The organism is Pseudomonas sp. KCJK9058 (genome assembly GCF_046230975.1).
Classification (GTDB): domain Bacteria; phylum Pseudomonadota; class Gammaproteobacteria; order Pseudomonadales; family Pseudomonadaceae; genus Aquipseudomonas; species Aquipseudomonas alloputida.
Genome location: NZ_JBJJLR010000011.1, coordinates 47,954 through 67,870, shown reverse-complemented (window position 1 = coordinate 67,870; position 19,917 = coordinate 47,954). Strand labels below are relative to the sequence as shown.

The 19,917-nt window shown below is 62.3% G+C and carries 17 protein-coding genes; 7 read left to right on the top strand and 10 right to left on the bottom strand.

The features are described 5' to 3' along the window. Positions 1–9 precede the first annotated feature (9 nt). From benB to hisN, 5 genes are all read right to left on the bottom strand, one after another. The gene (benB, locus tag ACK59Z_RS09080) at positions 10–495 is read right to left on the bottom strand and encodes a benzoate 1,2-dioxygenase small subunit (protein ID WP_004576276.1); all 486 of its coding nucleotides are present in this window, start codon (positions 493–495) and stop codon (positions 10–12) included. Continuing rightward, entirely contained in the window at positions 492–1,850 is a 1,359-nt protein-coding gene (gene benA, locus ACK59Z_RS09075) for a benzoate 1,2-dioxygenase large subunit (RefSeq protein ID WP_409292844.1), read from the bottom strand. The genes benB and benA overlap by 4 nt, the downstream gene beginning before the upstream one ends. A gap of 159 nt (positions 1,851–2,009) precedes the next feature. Then, positions 2,010–2,966 (bottom strand): AraC family transcriptional regulator, encoded by a 957-nt coding sequence (locus ACK59Z_RS09070; protein ID WP_012052360.1) that lies wholly within the window; start codon positions 2,964–2,966, stop codon positions 2,010–2,012. Between the two features lie 299 nt (positions 2,967–3,265). Beyond that, positions 3,266–3,997, bottom strand: a complete 732-nt coding sequence (locus ACK59Z_RS09065; RefSeq protein ID WP_012052361.1) for a hypothetical protein — start codon at positions 3,995–3,997, stop codon at positions 3,266–3,268. A gap of 188 nt (positions 3,998–4,185) precedes the next feature. Further along, complete coding sequence (gene hisN, locus ACK59Z_RS09060) at positions 4,186–4,977, bottom strand: histidinol-phosphatase (RefSeq protein ID WP_108190866.1); 792 nt, start codon at positions 4,975–4,977, stop codon at positions 4,186–4,188. Positions 4,978–5,102: 125 nt separating this feature from the next. Here hisN and ACK59Z_RS09055 point away from each other — a divergent pair, with 125 nt between their 5' ends. Both ACK59Z_RS09055 and ACK59Z_RS09050 read left to right on the top strand, forming a co-directional pair. After that, complete coding sequence (locus tag ACK59Z_RS09055; RefSeq protein ID WP_014756665.1) at positions 5,103–5,993, top strand: universal stress protein; 891 nt, start codon at positions 5,103–5,105, stop codon at positions 5,991–5,993. Between the two features lie 254 nt (positions 5,994–6,247). Beyond that, positions 6,248–8,368, top strand: a complete 2,121-nt coding sequence (locus tag ACK59Z_RS09050) for a TonB-dependent siderophore receptor (protein ID WP_409292842.1) — start codon at positions 6,248–6,250, stop codon at positions 8,366–8,368. Between the two features lie 31 nt (positions 8,369–8,399). Here ACK59Z_RS09050 and ACK59Z_RS09045 read toward each other — a convergent pair whose 3' ends face one another. From ACK59Z_RS09045 to ptrR, 3 genes are all read right to left on the bottom strand, one after another. After that, positions 8,400–8,921: an acyloxyacyl hydrolase gene (locus ACK59Z_RS09045; protein WP_004374308.1), complete on the bottom strand. Its 522-nt coding sequence runs from the start codon at positions 8,919–8,921 to the stop codon at positions 8,400–8,402. Positions 8,922–9,173: 252 nt separating this feature from the next. Next, a complete protein-coding gene (locus ACK59Z_RS09040; protein ID WP_004374305.1) occupies positions 9,174–9,617 on the bottom strand; it encodes a hypothetical protein in 444 nt (147 codons plus the stop codon). A 126-nt stretch (positions 9,618–9,743) separates the two neighbouring features. After that, positions 9,744–10,610 carry a putrescine utilization regulator PtrR gene (gene ptrR, locus ACK59Z_RS09035; RefSeq protein ID WP_004374302.1) on the bottom strand — a complete coding sequence of 289 codons (867 nt, stop codon included), beginning with the start codon at positions 10,608–10,610 and terminating at the stop codon, positions 9,744–9,746. Positions 10,611–10,717: 107 nt separating this feature from the next. On the opposite strand from ptrR, the gene ACK59Z_RS09030 reads away from it, so the two are divergent. Continuing rightward, positions 10,718–12,103 carry an aldehyde dehydrogenase family protein gene (locus ACK59Z_RS09030; protein WP_004576278.1) on the top strand — a complete coding sequence of 462 codons (1,386 nt, stop codon included), beginning with the start codon at positions 10,718–10,720 and terminating at the stop codon, positions 12,101–12,103. A 37-nt stretch (positions 12,104–12,140) separates the two neighbouring features. On the opposite strand, the gene ACK59Z_RS09025 is transcribed toward ACK59Z_RS09030, so the two are convergent. Both ACK59Z_RS09025 and ACK59Z_RS09020 read right to left on the bottom strand, forming a co-directional pair. After that, entirely contained in the window at positions 12,141–14,051 is a 1,911-nt protein-coding gene (locus ACK59Z_RS09025; RefSeq protein WP_004576279.1) for an AAA family ATPase, read from the bottom strand. Positions 14,052–14,129: 78 nt separating this feature from the next. Continuing rightward, complete coding sequence (locus ACK59Z_RS09020) at positions 14,130–15,029, bottom strand: helix-turn-helix domain-containing protein (RefSeq protein WP_004374296.1); 900 nt, start codon at positions 15,027–15,029, stop codon at positions 14,130–14,132. 183 nt (positions 15,030–15,212) lie between these two features. Here ACK59Z_RS09020 and ACK59Z_RS09015 point away from each other — a divergent pair, with 183 nt between their 5' ends. The 4 genes from ACK59Z_RS09015 to ACK59Z_RS09000 all read left to right on the top strand — a co-directional run bounded on the left by ACK59Z_RS09015 (position 15,213) and on the right by ACK59Z_RS09000 (position 19,868). Continuing rightward, complete coding sequence (locus tag ACK59Z_RS09015) at positions 15,213–16,571, top strand: glutamine synthetase family protein (protein WP_004374294.1); 1,359 nt, start codon at positions 15,213–15,215, stop codon at positions 16,569–16,571. An 81-nt stretch (positions 16,572–16,652) separates the two neighbouring features. Further along, entirely contained in the window at positions 16,653–17,741 is a 1,089-nt protein-coding gene (locus ACK59Z_RS09010) for a polyamine ABC transporter substrate-binding protein (protein ID WP_004374291.1), read from the top strand. Positions 17,742–17,754: 13 nt separating this feature from the next. Beyond that, positions 17,755–19,050 (top strand): NAD(P)/FAD-dependent oxidoreductase, encoded by a 1,296-nt coding sequence (locus ACK59Z_RS09005; RefSeq protein WP_409292839.1) that lies wholly within the window; start codon positions 17,755–17,757, stop codon positions 19,048–19,050. Positions 19,051–19,190: 140 nt separating this feature from the next. Further along, entirely contained in the window at positions 19,191–19,868 is a 678-nt protein-coding gene (locus ACK59Z_RS09000) for a DUF3313 domain-containing protein (RefSeq protein ID WP_004374288.1), read from the top strand. The last annotated feature ends 49 nt before the right edge of the window (positions 19,869–19,917 follow it).

Genomic DNA, 19,917 nt, shown 5'->3' with positions numbered 1-19,917 from the left:
AACCCTGTATCAGATGTGGTAGATGTCGATGACCTGGCGGACGTAGTCGTTCTTCAGCACCACCTTCTTGGCCTTGATCAGCGGCTGCTCGCCGCGCAAGTCGAGGGTGTAGAAGCTGGTGCCGAAGTAACTGTCGGTGGTCTTGTAGCGGAAGCTCAGGGTGTGCCAGTTGAAGCGCACCTGGCAGCTGCCCTCGCCCTGCTCGACGATCTCGATGTTGCTGATGTTGTGCGAGGTGCGGGTGTCGGGCACGGTCGCACTGGAGCGCTCGGTCTTGATGCGGAACACGCGGTCTTCCAGGCCGCCACGGTTGCCGTACCAGATCAGCGAGATTTCGCTTTGTGGGTCTTCGGTGAGGGTGTCGTCATCGTCCCAGCTCGGCATCCAGAAGCTGGCATCGCTGGCGTACAGTTCCAGCCACTGGTCCCACTGGGCATCGTCCAGGTAGCGTGCTTCGCGGTACAGGAAGTCGCGCACGGTGTCATACAAGCTCATTGCACGGCCTCCACGGGGATCAGCTGCTGTTCGTCCTTGAGGGCCTGGATCATGGTGTCTTGCCAGTACTTGTGCTGCAGCACGAACAGGCCTTCATCCTCGGTGCGCACGCCCGACAGCAGGGGTTTGAGTTCAATCTCCTTGGCCGCCTCATCGGCGCCTTCGACCCAGTGTTTCGCGCCGCGAGACATGTCGTTCCAGCCGGTGCCGCCGCCATAGCCGGTCTGGCACGAGCGGAATTCTTCCAGGTCGTCCGGGGTGGCCATGCCGCTGACGTTGAAGAAGTCTTCGTACTGGCGGATACGCTTGGCGCGAGCATCGGCGCTCTCGCCTTTCGGCGCGATGCAGTAGATGGTGATTTCGGTCTTGTTCACCGAAATCGGCCGGGCAACGCGGATCTGCGAGCTGAACTGGTCCATCAGGTACACGTTGGGGTACAGGCACAGGTTGCGCGAGTTTTCGATCATCCAGTCGGCGCGCGCCTGGCCGAAATCGGCGGCCAGTTGGTCGCGGCGCTCATAGGCCGGGCGGTCTTCCGGGTTGGCCCAACGGGTCCACAGCAGCAGGTGGCCGTGGTCGAAGGAATAGAAACCGCCGCCCTGCTTGGCCCAGGCGCCAGCACTCATGGTCTTGATCTCGTCACCCGCCTCGCGCTGCTTGCGCTGGTTCTGGGTGGCGGCGTAGTTCCAGTGCACGGAGCTTACGTGGTAGCCGTCAGCGCCGTTTTCGGCGGTGAGCTTCCAGTTGCCTTCGTAAATGTACGAGCTGGCACCGCGCAGCACTTCCAGGCCTTCAGGCGACTGATCGACGATCATGTCGATGATCTTCGCTGACTCGCCCAGGTGCTCGACCAGCGGTTTCACGTCGGCGTTCAGGCTGCCGAACAAAAAGCCCCGGTACGACTCGAAGCGTGCCACCTTGGTCAGGTCGTGGGAGCCGTCGCAGTTGAAGCTGTCGGGGTAGCCGGCGTTGCTCGGGTCTTTCACCTTCAGCAGTTTGCCGCTGTTGTTGAACGTCCAGCCGTGGAACGGGCAGGTGTAGCTGGAACGGTTGCCGCGCTTGTGCCGGCACAGCATGGCACCGCGGTGGCTGCAGGCGTTGAGGAAGGCATTGAGCTCACCGTCCTTGTTGCGCGCGATGAAAATCGGCTGGCGCCCCATGGTCAGGGTGAGGAAGTCATTCTTCTCGGGGATCTGGCTTTCGTGGGCCAGGTAGATCCAGTTGCCCTCGAAGATGTGTTTCATCTCCAGGTCAAACAGGCGTGGGTCGGTGAACATCTCGCGCTTGCAGCGGTAGACGCCCTTTTCACGGTCGTCCTCAAGCATGGCATTGAGGTAGTCGAATCCCAGGGACATGGCCAGGGTCTCCCTTGTTATTGTTTAGACCTGGTCAGGTTAGAGGCTGGGATTGGGTCGCAATATCCGGTTTGTGCGGGGTGCTATCCGTTTTGTGCAGGTTGAGGTGACAGGTTCAAGCGTCTCTTCGCGGGCGTACCCGCGAGAGACCGGTACGGTTTAACGCCGGTTGCGCAAGGTTTCGGACGGCAATTCGCCAAACTGCTGTCGATACACCTCGGAAAAACGCCCGAGGTGCAGAAAACCATAATCCATGGCCAGTTCGGTCACGCTACGTACCGAGCAACTGGCATCGCCCAGGCAGGCACGCACCTGTTCCAGCTTGCGTTGTCGTACGTACTGCTTGGGTGTGGTCTGCAGGTGCCGGTCGAACAGCGCATACAACGAGCGCAGGCTCATGCACGCCTGCTCCGCCAGTGCCTCCGCTGTCAGCTCGAACTTAAGGTTGCGATCGATGTAGTCGATGATCCGCTCCAGGCTTGCACCCGGTGAGCTGAGGCTCTCGCGGCGGATATTGGTGCTCATCAGGGTCAGCAGCTTGCTGGCGACAATCTGACTGTAATGGCCCTGCACCCTGGGCAGCGAATCGCTCACTTCCGCCTCATGACAAACCATGGCCAGCAGGTTCACGAAGCCATCCAGTTCATCCAGCCGATAATGGTTGCGCAAGAAGCGCACACCGCCATCGGGCCTTTGCCAGCGCTGTTCATCGCAGATCGAGTCCAGCAGCCGGGTTGGCACCTTGAGGATGAACTTCTCGCAGTCTTCTGAGTAAGTCAGGTCAACCGGGTCGTCCGGGTTGATCAGCAGCAATTCGCCCGGCACCAGGTGCTGCTCGCGCTTGTGCCCGCGCCACAGGCAGTTGCCATTGAGCAAGACTTGCAGGTGGTAGATGGTTTCCAGCGCGGGCGACGTCACGCGAACACTGCCGCCATAGCTGATACGGCACAGGTCGAGCTCGGCGAACTTGCGATGGCTGAGGCTGGCCTGGGGGTGGGTGGTGCGGGACAGACCGATGCAATGCTGGCCTACATGCTGGTTCACATAATCGGACACAGCGTAAGGGTCGGCGTGGTGAAACACGCTACTGCGCTCGCTCAGCAGGCGGCTTTCCATAGGCAAGGCACTCGGTATCGTTATTGTTCTGGTCGCCGCGCCCTACCGCCTTGTGGGCTGTGGTTGCGGTCATCACGGTCATTCTATCGGGCTGGCAGCGCGTAGCAGGGGCAGGCGACAGCCGGCGGACAGGGACACTACAGCAAAAAGGCGGGGGTTGGGCAATGCAACGATGGGATTGGCTGGGCGGATAGCGGACAGGTCAGGCGTCATACGTGTTCGTTTATCGAACAGTATCTTCCGGTACTCGCGTGGCCTGCACATGGTGGCGGACCAAACGCTCCTGCAACGACCGTCATTCACTGCACCGGCAGGAAGTTCATCAGCAACAGGCTCTGCGCGTAATTCAAGCCTATGCGCCGATAACGTTCATCCAGCAACTCGGCCAGCAAATCCAGCCGCGCGACGATCTTGCCGAACTCAACGGCAAAACTCAGGTTGCTGCCCTCCTCCGAGATCTCGTTCGAGAACAGCAGCAACACCCCATTGGCATCTTGCCGCTGGCTGAGCATCCATGTTGCCTTCTCGATATTGCGCGCGGCGTTGTTGACGAACAGGGGGTCGATGGTATCGGTCATGTAGAACTCGGTACGCCCGCCATGCGCGGTGATCAGCATGCTGCCAATGGCGTAGATGAAGGCGCCGACCCGGTCCCCACGAAACTCTGGGCTCAGGGCGTAGCTCAATGCCGCCAGGTCACGGCGGTTGCCCAGTTGTGGCAACGGCCGGCGCTGTTCGATGGCAATGCGGATCTGTCGCTCGGCGGTGGCGGCGTCCAGGTAGCCAGACATCTTCCACTGGCTGGGGTTGCGCAGGTACAGCTTGTTCATCAGCAGGTACAGGCTTTGCAGGTTGTCGCGCATCGACAGCGTGGCCAGGCGGTCGACGCTGGTCTGAAACAGCTCGCTGGGTTTACCGTTGCCGAGCTGGTTGACCATGTCACGGCCCTGCTGCTGCGTACAGGCGCACAGGCATGCCAGGGCACTTGTCAGAAGCAGGCGGGGGAGGAAATTCGGGTAGCTTGCAACCATCGGCACCGGGTCGATATTCGGCGGCTGCGCCGGGAGTCAGCGCGGCCTGGCCAAGCATAGAGCCCGAAAATGGGAAAAAGTGCGGTGGCTGGAGAGAATGCAAACCTGTGGCGGCCTCTTCGCGGGTGAACCCGCCCCCCCCCAAGAAGGGACTCGCCCGCGAAGAGGCCAGGGCCGACGAGCCCGGATCACATGGCGTGGCGCAGCATCTCCAGCACCTGCGCATGCAGCGCAGGGTCACCACAGGCCACCACGCACCCGCCATCCTGCGCCGAACTGCCATCCCACGCCGTGATCACGCCACCCGCCCCTTCGATGATCGGCATCAGCGCCTGTACGTCATACGGCTGAAGGCTCGCTTCGACAATCACGTCGACAAAGCCCGAGGCCAGCATGCAGTAGGCATAGCAATCACCGCCATATCGCATCAACCGCGCCTTGCCGGCGACCGCTTCGAATGCCGCCTTGCGCTCGGCGGTGTCGAACATGTCCGGCGTGGTGCACATCAGCGTGGCGGCAGATAGGTCGGTGCAGGCACGTGTCTTCAGGGGCGTGCCACTGCGCCAGGCGCCTGCCGGGGTACCCACGAAACGTTCGCCGGTGAACGGCTGGTTCATCACCCCCACCACGGGTTGTGTGCCATCATTCAGGGCAATCAAGGTGCCCCACAGCGGCAAGCCGGTAATGAACGCCCGGGTGCCGTCGATCGGGTCGAGCACCCAGGTCAACGGGCTGCTGCCCACTGCAACGCCGGCCTCTTCGCCAAGAATGCCGTGCTCGGGGTAACGTGCCTGGATCAACTCACGCATGGCGTCTTCAGCGGCCTTGTCGGCCACGGTCACCGGGTCGTACAGACGCCCGCCCTTGTCCTCGACATCCAGGCTGGCGCGGAAGTACGGCGCGATCGCTGCAGCGGCAGCATCGGCCAATTGCTCGGCAAAGGCGCGATACTCAACGATCTGTTCAGCACTCAGGGACATGGGACGGGCCTCGTGACAATGATGGGGCACGCATCATACCCGACACATCGCCCCGGTGTACGCTGCGGCAGTCTAGACTGAACATGATCAGGTCACCGGGGGGCTGCCACACGTGGAGGTGTGCGATGAGCCAGTTCAAACGTCTGTTCGTCATGCTCGGCCCGCAAATGCGTCATACGCCTGCGCTGCAACGCGCGGCGGCGTTGGCAGAGTCCAGCGGTGCCCTGCTGGATATCAATGTGTTCGTCGACGACGTCGACACCTTTGGCTTGATGAGCGATGGTCGTGAGCGTGAGCGGCTGCTCAGCGACAACCGCCAATGGCTGGCGGATGAGGCCGAACAGCTGAGCGATGCCGGTGTGGACGTGTCCACCGAGCTGTTGTTGACCCGCGACCCGCTGGGCAGCGTACTGGAACGGGTCGAACGGCTGGGCTGCGATCTGTTGGTCAAGGACGTACAGCACGAGCCCGTACTCAAACGCCTGCTGGTCACGCCGCTGGACTGGCAGTTGCTCAAGGACAGCCCGGTCGCCGTGCATCTGGTCAGCGACATTCGCCTACCCCTGCCACGGCAGATCGCCGCCGCGGTGGACCTGAACAGCCATGGCGCTGGCGAGCACCTGGACGAGCAGGTCATCCACTGCGCCCATGACCTGGCCCTGCAGTGCAACGCCGAACTGCACCTGCTGCATGTGTGCGACGCAGCCAAGACCCACATCGCCGACTTCGGCGCCGGTACGGTCACCATGCCCGGCTTCGACAGCAGTGTGCGAACCGCGCAGCGAGCGGCGTTCAACCGCCTGGGCGACCATCACCAGATCCCGCTGGAGCGCCGACACTTCCTCGAAGGGGCTGCGATCAGGGCCATTGCCCAGTTCGTCGGCCACAACCGGGTGGACGTGATCGTCATGGGCAGCCACCGGCATGACGCCATGCAGACATTCCTGGGCGGGACAACGGCGCATGTGCTGGAACACCCGCTGTGCAATGTGTTGGCGATCAAGGCTGTTCGCTGAGCTTCAGCAGGCTGCCCAGGGGCCAGGCAGGAATAACCTTGTACTGCGAAGAGGCACTTCCAGCCACGGAGCAGCTCCTAACCTGTCAGCCCCTTCGCAGTGCCTGCAGGCACTGTTGTCACTGACACTTCATCTCCCTTGGTTTCTGGTACACCAGTGCCACTCAAAATTAATGCATTTGATAATGATTCGTAGTATGTTCGCGGCATTTCCCGACCCAGCCCTTAGCGCCTTATTCAAGGACCGTACCGTCGATGCGCCGCACGTTCGTTTCGCTTTGTGTGCTTCATGCTGTCTCCCCGCTGGCCTTTGCCGAGCCTGAAACGCTCAGCGACCCTAACCAGATAGAACTCCAGGCCCTGAGCATCACCAGTACTGCCGACAGCGAACGCGCCGACGGCCCGGTCGAAGGCTACAAGGCCACCCGCTCGGCCAGTGCCACCCGCACCGACACGGCGCTGCACGAAACCCCGCAATCGGTCAGCGTGGTGCCCAAGGATGTGCTGGTAGACACGGGCGCCACGCGCCTGCAGGACGGCCTGGACTACGCCGGGGGTGTCGGCCGCGCCAACAACTTCGGCGGCCAGGGCCTGACAACGTTCACCGTGCGTGGCTTCACGACCGGGGAGTTCTATCGCAACGGCTTTCCGATCAACCGCGGTTACCCCAATGCTCCGGATGCCAACACCGTCGAGCGCCTGGAGGTCATCCGTGGCCCGGCCAGCAGCCTGTACGGCCGTGGCGACCCCGGCGGTACGTTCAACGTGGTCAGCAAGCAGCCGTTGCCCGAGTCCAAGGTCACCCTTGGCAGCCAGTTCGACGACCAGGGCATGCACCGTGCCACCCTTGATGCCACCGGGCCGCTGAGCCAGGACGGCTCGCTGGCCTACCGCCTGAACGTACTGGGCGAAGGCGGCGACAGCTTCCGCGACGATGTCGAAAGCGAACGCTACGATGTCGCCCCTGTTATCAGCTGGCAGGTCAACGACGCCACGAAGATCACCTTCGAAGGCGACTTCATGCGCAACAACCACCCCCTCGATCGCGGCCTGACCCGCTACCCCACCCAGACCGGCAGCGCCTCGCGCGATACCTATATCTGGGAAAAAGGCAGCGACAACCTGCTGCACAATGACAACAACATGGCCCAGGTGCGCTTCGAGCACCTGCTCAATGACAACTGGTCGCTGGCTGGCGGGTTCCAGTTCCTCGATGGCTCGCTCAAGGGCAACGCTGTCGAAGCCGACGGCGCACCGGCAGATGGACGCACGCTGCAGCGCAACTTCAACTACCGCAAGCTGGAGTGGACCGACCGCGACTGGCAGCTGAACCTGACCGGGCATTTTGACACCGGCAATTTCAGCCATACCTTGTTGACCGGGGTCGAATACGAGAACTACGACTACAACTCGATCATCCAGCGTTCCTCGGCAGCCTACCCGATCGACATCTACAACCCGGTACTGGGCCAGCTGCGTCCGGCCCTGAACCGCACCACCACCTGGGACAAGGAAAACCTGCAGACGTGGGCGTTCTTCATTCAGGACCAAGTGACACTGACCGAGCGTTTGAAGGCATTGGCAGGCGTGCGCTTCGAGCGTTTCGAGCATGACTATGACAACAAGCTGAACAATGCCGGCGATTTCAGCAAGGGCGAAAACGGCGTCACACCCCGCCTTGGCTTGATCTACGACCTAACAGATACCCTGGCGGTCTACGCCAACACCGCACGCTCGTTCAAACCCAATACGGGCACGCCGGCCAGTGGCGGTGGTTTCGACCCGGAGAAGGGCAAATCCTACGAGCTGGGTGTGAAATGGGAGTCACTCGACCGCCAGTTGAGTGTCGACGCGGCGATCTACCACATCGTCAAGGAGAACGTCCTGACGCGCGACCCGGTGAATACCAACTACAGCTTGGCCGCCGGGGAAGTGCGCAGCCGCGGGCTGGATATCAACATCGCCGGTAATATCACGCCTGAGTGGCGAGTAATCGGTGGCTACGCCTATGTCGATGCCGAAGTTACCAAGGACAACCGCCTGCCGACGGGAACGCGACTGGCCAACATCCCGCGCAACAGCTTCAGCCTGCTCAACACATATGAGTTCCAGGACGGTTTTGCCAAAGGTGTTGGGCTAGGACTTGGGGTGAAGTATGTGGATGACCGCAATGGCCAGACCGAGGCGGTCACCTACAACATGGACCAGTACACCGTGGTTGACCTGCTGACGTTCTACAAGGTCAACGAACACGTGCGGTTGAACCTGGACGTGAAAAACGTGTTCAACAAGGGGTATGACGAGGGGGCGTTCAACAGCTACGTATACCCCGGCGCACCGCGCACGGTGCAGGCCGGCGTTTCGTATACCTTCTGAATTGCCGGGGCCGCGCCGCGGCCCCGTCATGTCAGAACGCTGTGCTATAGAACAGCGAGTACGACTCTATGCCGTCGTTTGGCTGCTTTATACCGGCGTTGGAGTAGTGCATGGCACGGATGCCTACCTTCTGTTCTCCCGGCAACTTCAGGCCAAAGCCGATACGGTCTTCAAAGTTGACCGCCGACCCCAGTCGCTGGTCGCCCACGTCGGTCTTTGAAAACGCTGCCAAGCCAATACCTGCCTCGATGTAAGGCGTGTAGGTAAAGCCGCTGAACTCATACGTGAACACCGGGCTGAACGACAGCGAGTGCGCACCACTGGCATCGCCACCTTCCCAATAGGTGTAGGCCGCATCCCAGTAACCGCTCACATGGCCGGCGCTGCTTTCCAGCCATGTCTTGTCCCAGTCGAACGACAGGCCGATACGGTACGTCATGTCACCTTGGCCAGTGGCGCCCACGGCACCTGATATCTGCGCAGCCTGAACCAGATCGGCCCCGGCAAAGGCCAGCACTGCAACGGCCAGCGAAGCGGCTAGACGGGTTTTCATCAACGACTCTCCTGATGGTCTACACGGCAAGCGGGGGCTTGGGCCCCTCGATGTTTGCGCTGACCGGTGCATCCAGACCGGTCATACGAAGTAATACTTTTCTGATTATTGTCCAGATAATCAGAAAGTTGGAAGTATATTGCCACTATTGGCTAAAACACTCGGTAAAGATGTGCTTGCCGGGCACAGGCATTCGCGAGGCGTGACCTTACCCCAGGCAGGAGCACATCCGTACTCCTGCCTGTCTCTTCATCAACGCCAATTAAGGCTAACGGTCGTGGGGGCCTTGCCCGTGACGGCCGCCCACTGCTGCACCGCCTGACCTTGGGCATTGCCAATGACCTTGTATTTGCCGGGAGGCAGCTGCACATACAGCAGTGGCCCGGCATCGGCGACGCTGATCACGGGCTGGCCCTGGGCAGTCTGGATATCGACGGTGGCCCCGCTCTGGAACTTGCCTTCCGGGCCGGTCGAAAGCTCTACGTGCAGGTCATAACCCGTGGTCTTGCGCAGGGCATTGGCCTCGTCCTGGCCGATACCGCCCTGCAGGTAGCGCACGCCATTCTGCTCCTGCGGTTGCAACTGCACGGCCTGCATGTCGATGGGGGCATTGAGGTCGGCGGCGGCGGCCAGGGTCCATGGCAGGGCCAGGGTGATCAGTAAGGCTGCGCCGAGCGCATAGTGATGGTTACGCATGGTACGACCCTCCTTTCGAGGATGGCTTACCTAGCATTTGATCCTCCCAGCGAAGGGGTGTTCGTGCTGATGCCTGGTCATGGAGATGAAATTCACTTCAGATAATCAGGTTATCGAGTGAAAACATCAGCTTGCGCGGCCTTCTTCAAGCAACTTCACGAACATGCTCAAACTGCGCGAGACCGTCCCCCGTCGCCATACCAGCCAGGTTTTCAGATAGCGGAAGTCCTCCGACATTGGCCAGGCGCTGACGGTGCTGCACCCGGGCATATTGTCGAGCATGCTGCGCGGCAGCATGGCCAGGCCGGCACCCGCACTGACGCAGGCCAACATGCCGTGGTACGACTCCATTTCGTGGATCTTGCCCGGTACCGCTTGGTCCTGCACGAACCAGTTCTCGAAGTGATGGCGGTATGAGCAGTTGGCACGGAAGGCGTAGATGCTTTCACCGTTCACGTCCTGGGCGCGGGTCACCGGTGTATGGTTGAGCGGCGCAATGACCATCATCTCTTCCTCGAACACCGGAATGCCCTCCAGCGTCGGGTGCAGCACCGGGCCGTCGACGAACGCGGCCACCAGGCGGCCAGACAGCACGCCTTCGAGCATGGTCCCGGAGGGCCCGGTGGACAGGTCAAGGTCAACCTTGGGGTAGCGTTGGTTGTAGGCGGCCAGCAGCGCCGGGATGCGCACCGCAGCCGTGCTTTCCAGCGATCCGAGGGCAAAGGTGCCCTGCGGGTCTTCACCCGCCACGGTCAGCCGCGCCTCATGGACCAGGTCGAGGATGCGCCGGGTGTATTCGAGGAAGTTCCAACCCGCAGGCGACAGGCGCAGGCGGCTCTTCTCCCGAATGAACAGTTCTACACCCAAGTCCTCCTCCAGTTGCTTGATGCGCGTGGTCAGGTTCGACGGCACCCGATGGATGTGCTGCGCGGCGGCGCTGATGCTGCCCTGCTCTGCCACGGCCTTGAAGATCTCCAGTTGCACCAGGTCCACAGGCATTCTCCAAACGTGAATGTTTCGCTCATTATTATTCAGTTTTCATTAAAGCCATAGCCCACTAGTCTGGCCTCATTGATTAACAACAACGAGAGTGTCCCGCCATGAGCGCGATCAGCAGCCTGACCCACGCCATCTCCCTCGACCCGTACAGCGGCGAGCAGATTGGCGCCTACCCGTTCGACACCGACGCCGCACTGGAAGCGGCGCTGCAACGTGCCAAGGTTGGCTATCGCCAGTGGCGCCAGGTGTCGCTGGGTCAGCGCAGCGAGTACCTGCTGGCCCTGGCCGGTACCCTCGAAGCCAAGGCTGAAGCTTTCGCGCACATGATCAGCCGTGAAATTGGCAAGCCGATCGCCCAGGCCCGTGGTGAAGTCGCCAAATGCGTTGGACTGTGCCGCTGGTACGCTGAGCACGGCCCGGCCATGCTCGCCGCCGAGCCGACCCAGGTCGAAAAAGCCCGTATCGAATACCGCCCGCTGGGCCCGATCCTGGCCGTGATGCCGTGGAACTTCCCGGTCTGGCAGGTGCTGCGCGGCGCCGTGCCGGCGATTCTGGCGGGTAACACCTACGTGCTCAAGCACGCACCGAACGTAATGGGCAGCGCCTACCTGATGGGTGAGCTGTTCAAGGATGCCGGCCTGCCGGAAGGCGTGTTCGAAGTGTTGAACGTGACCCCGGATGGCGTCACCCGCGCCATCAACGATCCGCGCATCGCCGCCGTGACCCTGACCGGCAGCGTGCGTGCCGGCATGGCGATTGGTGCACAGGCCGGTGCCGCGCTGAAGAAGTGCGTGTTGGAGCTGGGTGGCTCCGATCCCTTCATCGTGCTGGCCGATGCCGACCTGGATGCTGCCGTCCAGGCCGCGGTGATAGGCCGCTACCAGAACACCGGCCAGGTGTGCGCCGCCGCCAAGCGCCTGATCGTGGAAGCCAGCATCGTCGATGCGTTCACCCACAAGTTCGTTGAAGCCACTCGCCAGTTGAAAGTCGGCAACCCGCTGGAGGACGACACCTATATCGGCCCGATGGCCCGCTATGACCTGCGCGACGAGTTGGACGGCCAGGTTCAGGCGACGTTGGCCGAAGGCGCCACGTTGCTGCTGGGCGGCAACAAGGTCGAAGGCGTGGCCAACTTCTACGCGCCGACCGTGTTCGCCAATGTCACCCCGGACATGACCGCGTTCAAGCAGGAGCTGTTCGGCCCGGTAGCGGCGATCATCACTGCACGCGATGCCGACCATGCCGTGGAACTGGCCAACGACAGCGAGTTTGGCCTGGCCTCGACCATCTACACAGCCGACTATGCGCTGGCCGAACGCATGACCGCCGCGCTGGACACTGGCGGCGTGTTCATCAACGGCTACTGCGCTTCCGACCCCCGCGTGGCGTTTGGTGGCGTGAAGAAGAGTGGTTTCGGCCGTGAGCTGTCGCACTTTGGTGTGCGCGAGTTCACCAATGCCCAGACGGTGTGGCTGGACCGTAACTGATTCATGACCCTGGGGCTGCTTTGCAGCCCCAGCTGCGTCAATCCCGAACCTGGTCCTTGACCCAGTCCAGCATCCCCCCCGGCACGATCAGTTCATGCCGCGCCCGCGAACAGGCGGTATATAACCCCGCCAGCATACGCGCCCGCTCATTGCGGTTACCCGCCACCTGTGGCGCCACCATCAGCTCCGGCGACACCATCACCCGGGCAAACTCCATGTTCTTCACATCCCGTACTCGCCCCAGGAACAGCTTCGGCGCCTTGTCCCAGCGGTAACGGCTCTTGGCCTTGGCAAAGTGCTCCGGCGTGTAGCCCTTGCGCAGCATATTGGCCACGGCGACGAACGCTTTGTCATCGCCCTTGTCCTGTTCCAGCGCCTGCCAGCTGGCATAGCGGAACAGCATCGGGTGGCGCGGCCGGGTGCCGTAGCGGTACAGCTCGATGCAATCCTCGACGAACAGCTCGAAGTCCTTGCGAGCGCTTTTCAGCAACAAGAACGGCACCCCCTGATGCGTCAGGCGCTGGAACCAGCCAAACAGGCCCCATTCATCATCGACGATAAGCGCCGTGGGCTGTTCCGGCACCATCACCGTATCGAAGAAACTGACCCGGGTGTAGTGCTCGGCGTTGCCACTGAAGGCCGCCTGGATCGTGGCCGGGTGCGCCTGGATCAGCGGGTTGAGCACATTGTCCATTGCCGGCCCGGCGCGCAGTGAATGGTCGATGCAGCGTTGCCGGATGAAGCTGCCATGGTGCGGGCTGAGGCCGTTGAGGTTCTGCAGTTCGTCACCCAGGGTAATGATCGACTGCGGACTGCGATCGAGTACCGCCAGCATCGGTGCCGACAGCTCGTGGGCCTCGTCGACGATGACATGGGTGTAACGGCTGTCGATCACATGCTCGGTCAGCGACAGCAGCTTGACCCGGTGGTAGTCACGCACCGGTAGCTGAATGTCCCGCGCCGACGGGCGAATCAGCTCTTGCCAGTACAGACGCGCCTTTTCCAGCAGCACCTCCTGATCCAGCGGCGAGGTGCCAGGCCCGGCCCAGGGCAAGTGATGCAGCTGAAGCTGGGTATCGGCACTGTGGCAGAACGTGCGCACGGCGCGGATGCACAAGGCAACCACGTCACGCGCTGCGAGCGGGCCGATATCAGGGATGGCCAGCCAGCGCACCACTTGCGCTTCCTGGGGGCGCCAGGACAGCTTGGTGCGGTATGGATCGCGCAATCGCCAGCCGTTGCTGGTGAGGTCACGGTTGAGCAGCTCGTCAGCCAATTGGCCGAAGGTCAGCGCGGTATAGGCGGCAGCGTCCTTGACCCGCGCCTGCAGCGCGCGCAACTGCCCTTCGGTCAAGGCCAGCAGCAAGGTGCGCTGTGGCTCCAGCAGCCGGGCGAACTGGTGAATCAGGAAGGTCTTGCCGGTGCCGGCGAAACCTTGCACAGCCACCGACTCGTCGACGCCACTGAGGAATTCACGCAGCAGGCGGTTCTGCTGGTCGCTGAGCATCAAATCACTGGCCAGCGACGGCAGGTACACTGGGTGCAGCGGCGTGGCCCGTTGGCGGTAGCGGTCGGCGAACTGGAAGTTCCACTGGCCTTCGTCGTCCAGCCATTCGTCCGCCTGGTACTCCACTTCGGCCGACAGCAGTGCAATGCCATTTTCGCCCAGCATGCCCAGGCCCATGGCGAACGCTTCGCGATCGAATTGCTGCGCTACCTGGGCCTGGAAGCGCCCGGGGGCGACACCTTCGACTTCGTTTGCGATGCGCACGATTTCGGCGAAACGACGCTCCTGCGCGTCGGCCGACGCGGTGGCAGGCTGGCGTGGCAGGTTTTGCACGAACAGCACGGCAGCGGCATCGAGCACACTGGCGGTGGTGAAGAACTCGGTTACGGCGGCGCTGGCGAGGCGGTCAGCCTGGTCGCTGGGCAAAGGCAGGTAGAACATCGGCACCTCGGGTGAAATCAGGGCGGCACGATAGCAACTTTCGGCACGAGATGCTGGGTTCAGTTTTGGCGTGCCCCCTCAACCCCTGCCCCGCCTCAACGTCTCGCTCGGAAACTCCTTGAACAACTGCCGGTAACTCTCTGAAAATCTTCCCAAATGCCAGAACGACCAACGCATCGCCACCTCGGCGACAGTCACCCCTCCTCCCCGCAAAAGATCGCGCCGCGCGCCGTTCAACCGGCGCAGCCGCAACCAGTGCGCAGGCGGCATGCCGGTGAATGCTTTGAACGCCTGCTGCAACTGACGCAATGAAACCCCGGCAACCTCCGCCAGCTCCACCAGGTTCAGCGTTTCTTCCGGGCAGTCGGCCGCCCATTCGCTGACCCGGTGCATGATCGCCCTTTCCTCGTCCCGCCGCCCCAGGGCCACGCCCTGTAAACGCTGGCTGGCGTTGTCAAGAATGAACAGGCAGTCCTCCAGCAACTGCTCAGCCAGGGCCTGCCCCTGCAACGGGCAACCCTCCTCGCCCAGCCGGGTCAAGGTGGCGCTGAGCCAGCTGCCGAACAGCGCATTCTGGCCGCTGCCCAATGGCACCATGAACAACCCTTCCAGACGCTGCGGGTCTAGCCCATGGCGGGCCAGGAACGCCTGGTCGAACACGACCGCCACTTCGTGGTAGTTCTCCGGTGTGATCCAGATATTGCGACTTTGTTCGTTCAGCAGGTACAGGCTGTTCTCGCTGCGGTCGAAGCAAAACGCCAGCGAGCCGCTTGGCGCGCGGAAAAACTGCTCCACCCGGGTGTTCAGGCGCTCTTCGTACACCTCCACACCCTCCAGCCCCAGACAACGCAGCTCACCGCTGAAGTACCCGGGCGACATCTGCCGGTACTGCTGCTGCCAGCCAGGGGTGGCGCGCACTTGCTCGGTGACGTCAGTGGTGTGGAAAGCCTGGACCTTCAACGCATTGGCGGTTGTCACACATCGTCCTGTATGCACTCTTTTGGTGCATTCGATACTGAAGAAAGTGGATAGATTGCCCCGGGGGGCTGCGACCAAGATAGTCTGCAGCGCGTCACCTGGGAAGCGTAACGCCTTCGCAACTGTTCAACGGTTTTCGCAAGCGCCCACGCTCCCCCACTAAAACCCAACCAAGAGGTCTGTATGAACGCCCCCTTCGATCAGCTGTCCACCTGGCTGAAAGAACACCGGATCACCGAAGTCGAATGCGTGATCAGCGACTTGACCGGCATCGCCCGCGGCAAGATTGCGCCCACCGCCAAGTTCCTCCATGAGCGAGGCATGCGCCTGCCAGAAAGCGTGCTGCTGCAGACGGTCACCGGCGACTACGTCGACGATGACATCTATTACAACCTGCTCGACGCCGCCGACATCGACATGGTCTGCCGCCCCGATCCCACCGCCGTTTACCAGATCCCGTGGGCGATCGAGCCAACCGCGATCGTGATCCACGACACCTTCGACAAGCAAGGCAACCCTATCGAGCTTTCGCCACGCAACGTGCTGAAGAAGGTGCTCAAGCTGTACGCCGACAAGGGCTGGCAGCCGATCGTCGCGCCCGAGATGGAGTTCTACCTGACCAAGCGCTGCGAAGACCCGGATTTGCCACTGCAGGTACCACTGGGGCGTTCCGGCCGTGCTGAAAGTGGCCGTCAGTCGTTCTCGATCGACGCCGCCAACGAATTCGACCCCCTGTTCGAGGACGTCTACGACTGGTGCGAGATCCAGGGCCTGGACCTGGATACGCTGATCCACGAAGACGGCCCGGCGCAGATGGAAATCAACTTCCGTCACGGCGACGCGCTGGACCTGGCCGACCAGATCACCGTGTTCAAGCGCACCATGCGCGAGGCCGCGCTCAAGCACAACGTGGCCGCCACGTTCATGGCAAAGCCGATCACCGATGAACCCGGCAGTGCCATGCACCTGCACCAGAGCGTGGTCGACATCGCCACTGGCAAACCGATCTTCGCCAACGAAGACGGCAGCATGAGCCCGCTGTTTCTGCATCACATCGGCGGCTTGCAGAAGTACATCCCCAAGCTGCTGCCGATGTTCGCGCCCAACGTCAACTCGTTCCGCCGCTTCCTGCCGGATACCTCGGCACCGGTCAACGTCGAGTGGGGCGAAGAAAACCGCACGGCCGGCCTGCGTGTGCCCACGTCCAGCCCTGAGGCGATGCGGGTGGAAAACCGCCTGCCGGGCGCCGATGCCAACCCTTACCTGGCCATCGCTGCCAGCCTGCTGTGCGGCTACCTGGGCATGGTCGAGCAGATCGACCCTAGCGCACCGGTGCAGGGCCGCGCCTATGAGCGACGCAACCTGCGCCTGCCGATCACCATCGAGGATGCGCTGCAGCACATGGAAGACTGCGAAACCGTGCAGCAGTACCTGGGCAAGCAGTTCGTCCAGGGCTACGTGGCGGTAAAGCGCGCCGAGCACGAGAACTACAAGCGCGTCATCAGCTCGTGGGAGCGTGAATTCCTGATGCTGAGTGTCTGATCCACCGCGAGGGGTGCTTTGCACCCCATGCACAGGCAAGCCTGCTCTGAACTCCAAGAACAAGACCAACGAGGTGTTCCCATGCGTCATCTGCAAGCCCTGATCCCCGCTGCATTCACCCTGCTGTTCGCCACCACCACCCAGGCCGCGCCCACGGTCAGTGTGTACAACTGGACCGACTACATCGGTGACACCACCCTGGCCGACTTCCAGGCCAGCAGCGGAATCAAGGTGGTCTATGACGTGTTCGACTCCAACGAAACCCTTGAAGGCAAGCTGTTGGCCGGGCGCACGGGTTATGACGTGGTGGTACCGTCCAACCACTTTCTCGCCCGCCAGGCCCAGGCCGGCGCCTTCCTGCCGCTGGACCGCAGCAAGCTGCCGAACTGGCAGCACCTGGACCCCAAACTGCTCAAGCAACTTGAACAGAACGACCCCGGCAACCAGTACGCCGTGCCTTACCTGTGGGGCACCAATGGCATCGGCTACAACGTCGACAAGGTCAAGGCGGCACTGGGTGTGGACCATATCGACTCATGGGCGGTGCTGTTCGAGCCCGAGAACCTGAAAAAGCTCAAGCAGTGCGGCGTGGCATTCATGGACTCGCCCGACGAACTGTTCCCGGCCGTGCTCAACTACCTGGGCATGGACCCGCGCAGCGAAAAACCGGGCGACTACGCCAAGGCCGAGGCCCGCCTGCTCGAACTGCGCCCCTATATCACCTACTTCCACTCCTCCAAGTACGTCTCTGACCTTGCGAACGGCGATGTCTGCGTAGCGTTCGGCTACTCCGGCGACGTGTTCCAGGCCGCCAACCGCGCCGTAGAGGCGAAAAACGGCGTGAAGGTCGCCTACAGCATTCCCAAGGAAGGCAGCAACCTGTGGTTCGACCTGCTGGCCATCCCCAAGGACGCCAACAACCCCGAGCAGGCCCTGGCGTTCATCAACTACCTGCTCGACCCCAAAGTGATCGCCAAGGTCAGCGCCACGGTCGGCTATGCCAACGCCAACCCGGACGCCAAGGCCTACATGGATGCATCGCTGGTGAACAACCCCGAGATCTACCCACCCCAGGAGGTGCTGGACAAGCTGTACATCTCCAGCACCCCGAGCCCAAAAATCATGCGCGTCATGACCCGCTCCTGGAGCAAGATCAAGTCCAACCGCTGAGTCGAGAACGCTCATGTCTTTCAATACCCAACACACCGCCTCGTACTACGCCGCCACCGCGCGCGACGCGGCACCCTACCCCAGCCTGGACAGTGAACTGACGGCCGACGTATGCGTGATCGGCGGCGGACTGACTGGGGTCAATACAGCCCTGGAGCTGGCCGAGCGCGGCCTCTCGGTGGTACTGCTGGAAGCCCGACGCATCGGCTGGGGCGCCAGTGGGCGCAATGGCGGCCAGCTGATTCGCGGTATCGGCCATGATGTCAGCGGCTTTGCCCGGCATGTTGGCCAGGACGGTGTGCGCTACCTGAAGCAGGCCGGCATCGACTCAGTGGAACTGGTGGCCGAGCGCATCGCCCGCTACGGCATTGCCTGCGACCTGCGCTGGGGCTTCTGCGAACTGGCCAACACCACGGCGCAGTTCGCGGCCTTCAAGGAGGAACAGGACGACCTGGCCGCCCTGGGCTATCGCCATGAAACACGCCTGGTCAGCGCCGGGCAGTTGAACGAGATCGTCGCCAGCGACCAGTACGCTGGCGGCCTGGTCGACATGGGCTCGGGCCACCTGCACCCACTTGACCTGGTCCAGGGCGAAGCCCGTGCGGCCCACAGCCTCGGCGTGCGCATTTTCGAGCAAAGCCCGGTGCTGCGTATTGAGCACGGGCCCAGGTTGACGCTGCACACGGCGCGCGGCAAGGTGCGCGCAAGCAGCCTGGTGCTGGGCTGCAATGCGCACCTCGATGAACTGGAACCGCGCCTGAGCGGCAAGGTACTGCCGGCCGGCAGCTATGTGGTGGCCACCGAACCCTTCCCCGAAGCGCTGGCCAGCAGCCTGATCCCGCAGAACATGGCGCTGTGCGACCAGAAGGTCGGCCTGGACTACTACCGCCTCACCGCAGACCGCCGCTTGCTGTTCGGTGGCGCCTGCCACTATTCCGGGCGCGACCCTAAAGACATCGGCGCGTACATGCGGCCGAAGGTATTGAAGGTGTTCCCGCAACTGGCCAACGTGCGTATCGACTACCAGTGGGGTGGCATGATTGGTATCACCGCCAACCGTTTCCCCCAGGTCGGGCGCCTGAACCAGCACCCCAACGTGTATTACGCCCAGGGCTATTCAGGCCACGGGCTGAACGTGACGCACTGGACGGCGAAACTGCTGGCCGAAAGCATCGCCCTCGGCCACAGCCACGGCCTGGATGTGTTCAGCGCCGTGCCGCACCTGACCTTCCCCGGCGGCAAGGCCCTGCGCTCACCCCTGCTGGCACTGGGCATGTTGTGGTACCGCTTGCGTGAGGCCCTGGGTTGAGTGGGCCACAACGTTTGCAGCGCCCCTCAGGGCGAGCCACGCACTGTGTTCTTTTCAAAGAGGATTGCCCCGTACACTGGCCAACTGCCTCGCACCTGCTAGCGTTGTTGAGGCCGACCTCTCACGGATGCCTTTTCATCATGAAATCATTGCCTCGCATTACCCTGTTGTGCGCCGCGCTGCTTGCCGTGGCCGCCTGCTCCAGCAACCGCGTGGACCCCAAGGATTACTCCGGCTTCCTCAAAGACTACAGCCGGCTGCAAGAGGCCAAGAGCCCGTCGGGTGACCCGGTCATGCGCTGGATCGACCCCAAGGTCAATATCAATCAATACAGCCAGGTATTCGTCGAGCCAAGCCAGTTCTACCCCAAGCCGCAGCCCACAGCGGTTATCTCGCAGCAGACGCTGCAGGAAATCACCCGCTACTTCAACGAGGCCCTGCGCCGCGAAATGGGCAGCGTGATGCCGTTGGCCAAGGGGCCTGGCCCGGGCGTGATCGTGGTACGCCCGGCGATCACGGCAGTGTCCACCAGTAACGAGGGCCTCAAGCCTTACGAGGTGATCCCTATCGCGCTTATCGCGGCGGGAGTGAATACCGCCATGGGTGGACGTGACCAGGACGTGGATGTCGGTGTGGAGGCAGCGTTCCTGGACGGCGCCAGCCAGAAGGTACTGGCCCAGGTGGTCCGCAAGGGCGCGGGCCAGGAACTGGAGAACGATACCCAGAAGCTGACCTTGAATGACGTCAAGCCGGTGCTCGATGGCTGGGCCAAAGACATGCGTGCGAGCTTCCTGGCAGCCAAGCAGAAAGGCCGCTGAGTCCGTCGCAACCGGGTTCAGGAGCGGCCCATCGTGACACAAGGCCGCT

Bases quoted from the DNA above. Each gene is read 5' to 3' on its own strand.
- benB (WP_004576276.1), bottom strand. From the start codon at position 495: ATGAGCTTGTATGACACCGTGCGCGACTTCCTGTACCGCGAAGCACGC.
- benA (WP_409292844.1), bottom strand. From the start codon at position 1,850: ATGTCCCTGGGATTCGACTACCTCAATGCCATGCTTGAGGACGACCGT.
- ACK59Z_RS09070 (WP_012052360.1), bottom strand. From the start codon at position 2,966: ATGGAAAGCCGCCTGCTGAGCGAGCGCAGTAGCGTGTTTCACCACGCC.
- ACK59Z_RS09065 (WP_012052361.1), bottom strand. From the start codon at position 3,997: ATGGTTGCAAGCTACCCGAATTTCCTCCCCCGCCTGCTTCTGACAAGT.
- hisN (WP_108190866.1), bottom strand. From the start codon at position 4,977: ATGTCCCTGAGTGCTGAACAGATCGTTGAGTATCGCGCCTTTGCCGAG.
- ACK59Z_RS09055 (WP_014756665.1), top strand. From the start codon at position 5,103: ATGAGCCAGTTCAAACGTCTGTTCGTCATGCTCGGCCCGCAAATGCGT.
- ACK59Z_RS09050 (WP_409292842.1), top strand. From the start codon at position 6,248: ATGCGCCGCACGTTCGTTTCGCTTTGTGTGCTTCATGCTGTCTCCCCG.
- ACK59Z_RS09045 (WP_004374308.1), bottom strand. From the start codon at position 8,921: ATGAAAACCCGTCTAGCCGCTTCGCTGGCCGTTGCAGTGCTGGCCTTT.
- ACK59Z_RS09040 (WP_004374305.1), bottom strand. From the start codon at position 9,617: ATGCGTAACCATCACTATGCGCTCGGCGCAGCCTTACTGATCACCCTG.
- ACK59Z_RS09030 (WP_004576278.1), top strand. From the start codon at position 10,718: ATGAGCGCGATCAGCAGCCTGACCCACGCCATCTCCCTCGACCCGTAC.
- ACK59Z_RS09025 (WP_004576279.1), bottom strand. From the start codon at position 14,051: ATGTTCTACCTGCCTTTGCCCAGCGACCAGGCTGACCGCCTCGCCAGC.
- ACK59Z_RS09015 (WP_004374294.1), top strand. From the start codon at position 15,213: ATGAACGCCCCCTTCGATCAGCTGTCCACCTGGCTGAAAGAACACCGG.
- ACK59Z_RS09010 (WP_004374291.1), top strand. From the start codon at position 16,653: ATGCGTCATCTGCAAGCCCTGATCCCCGCTGCATTCACCCTGCTGTTC.
- ACK59Z_RS09005 (WP_409292839.1), top strand. From the start codon at position 17,755: ATGTCTTTCAATACCCAACACACCGCCTCGTACTACGCCGCCACCGCG.
- ACK59Z_RS09000 (WP_004374288.1), top strand. From the start codon at position 19,191: ATGAAATCATTGCCTCGCATTACCCTGTTGTGCGCCGCGCTGCTTGCC.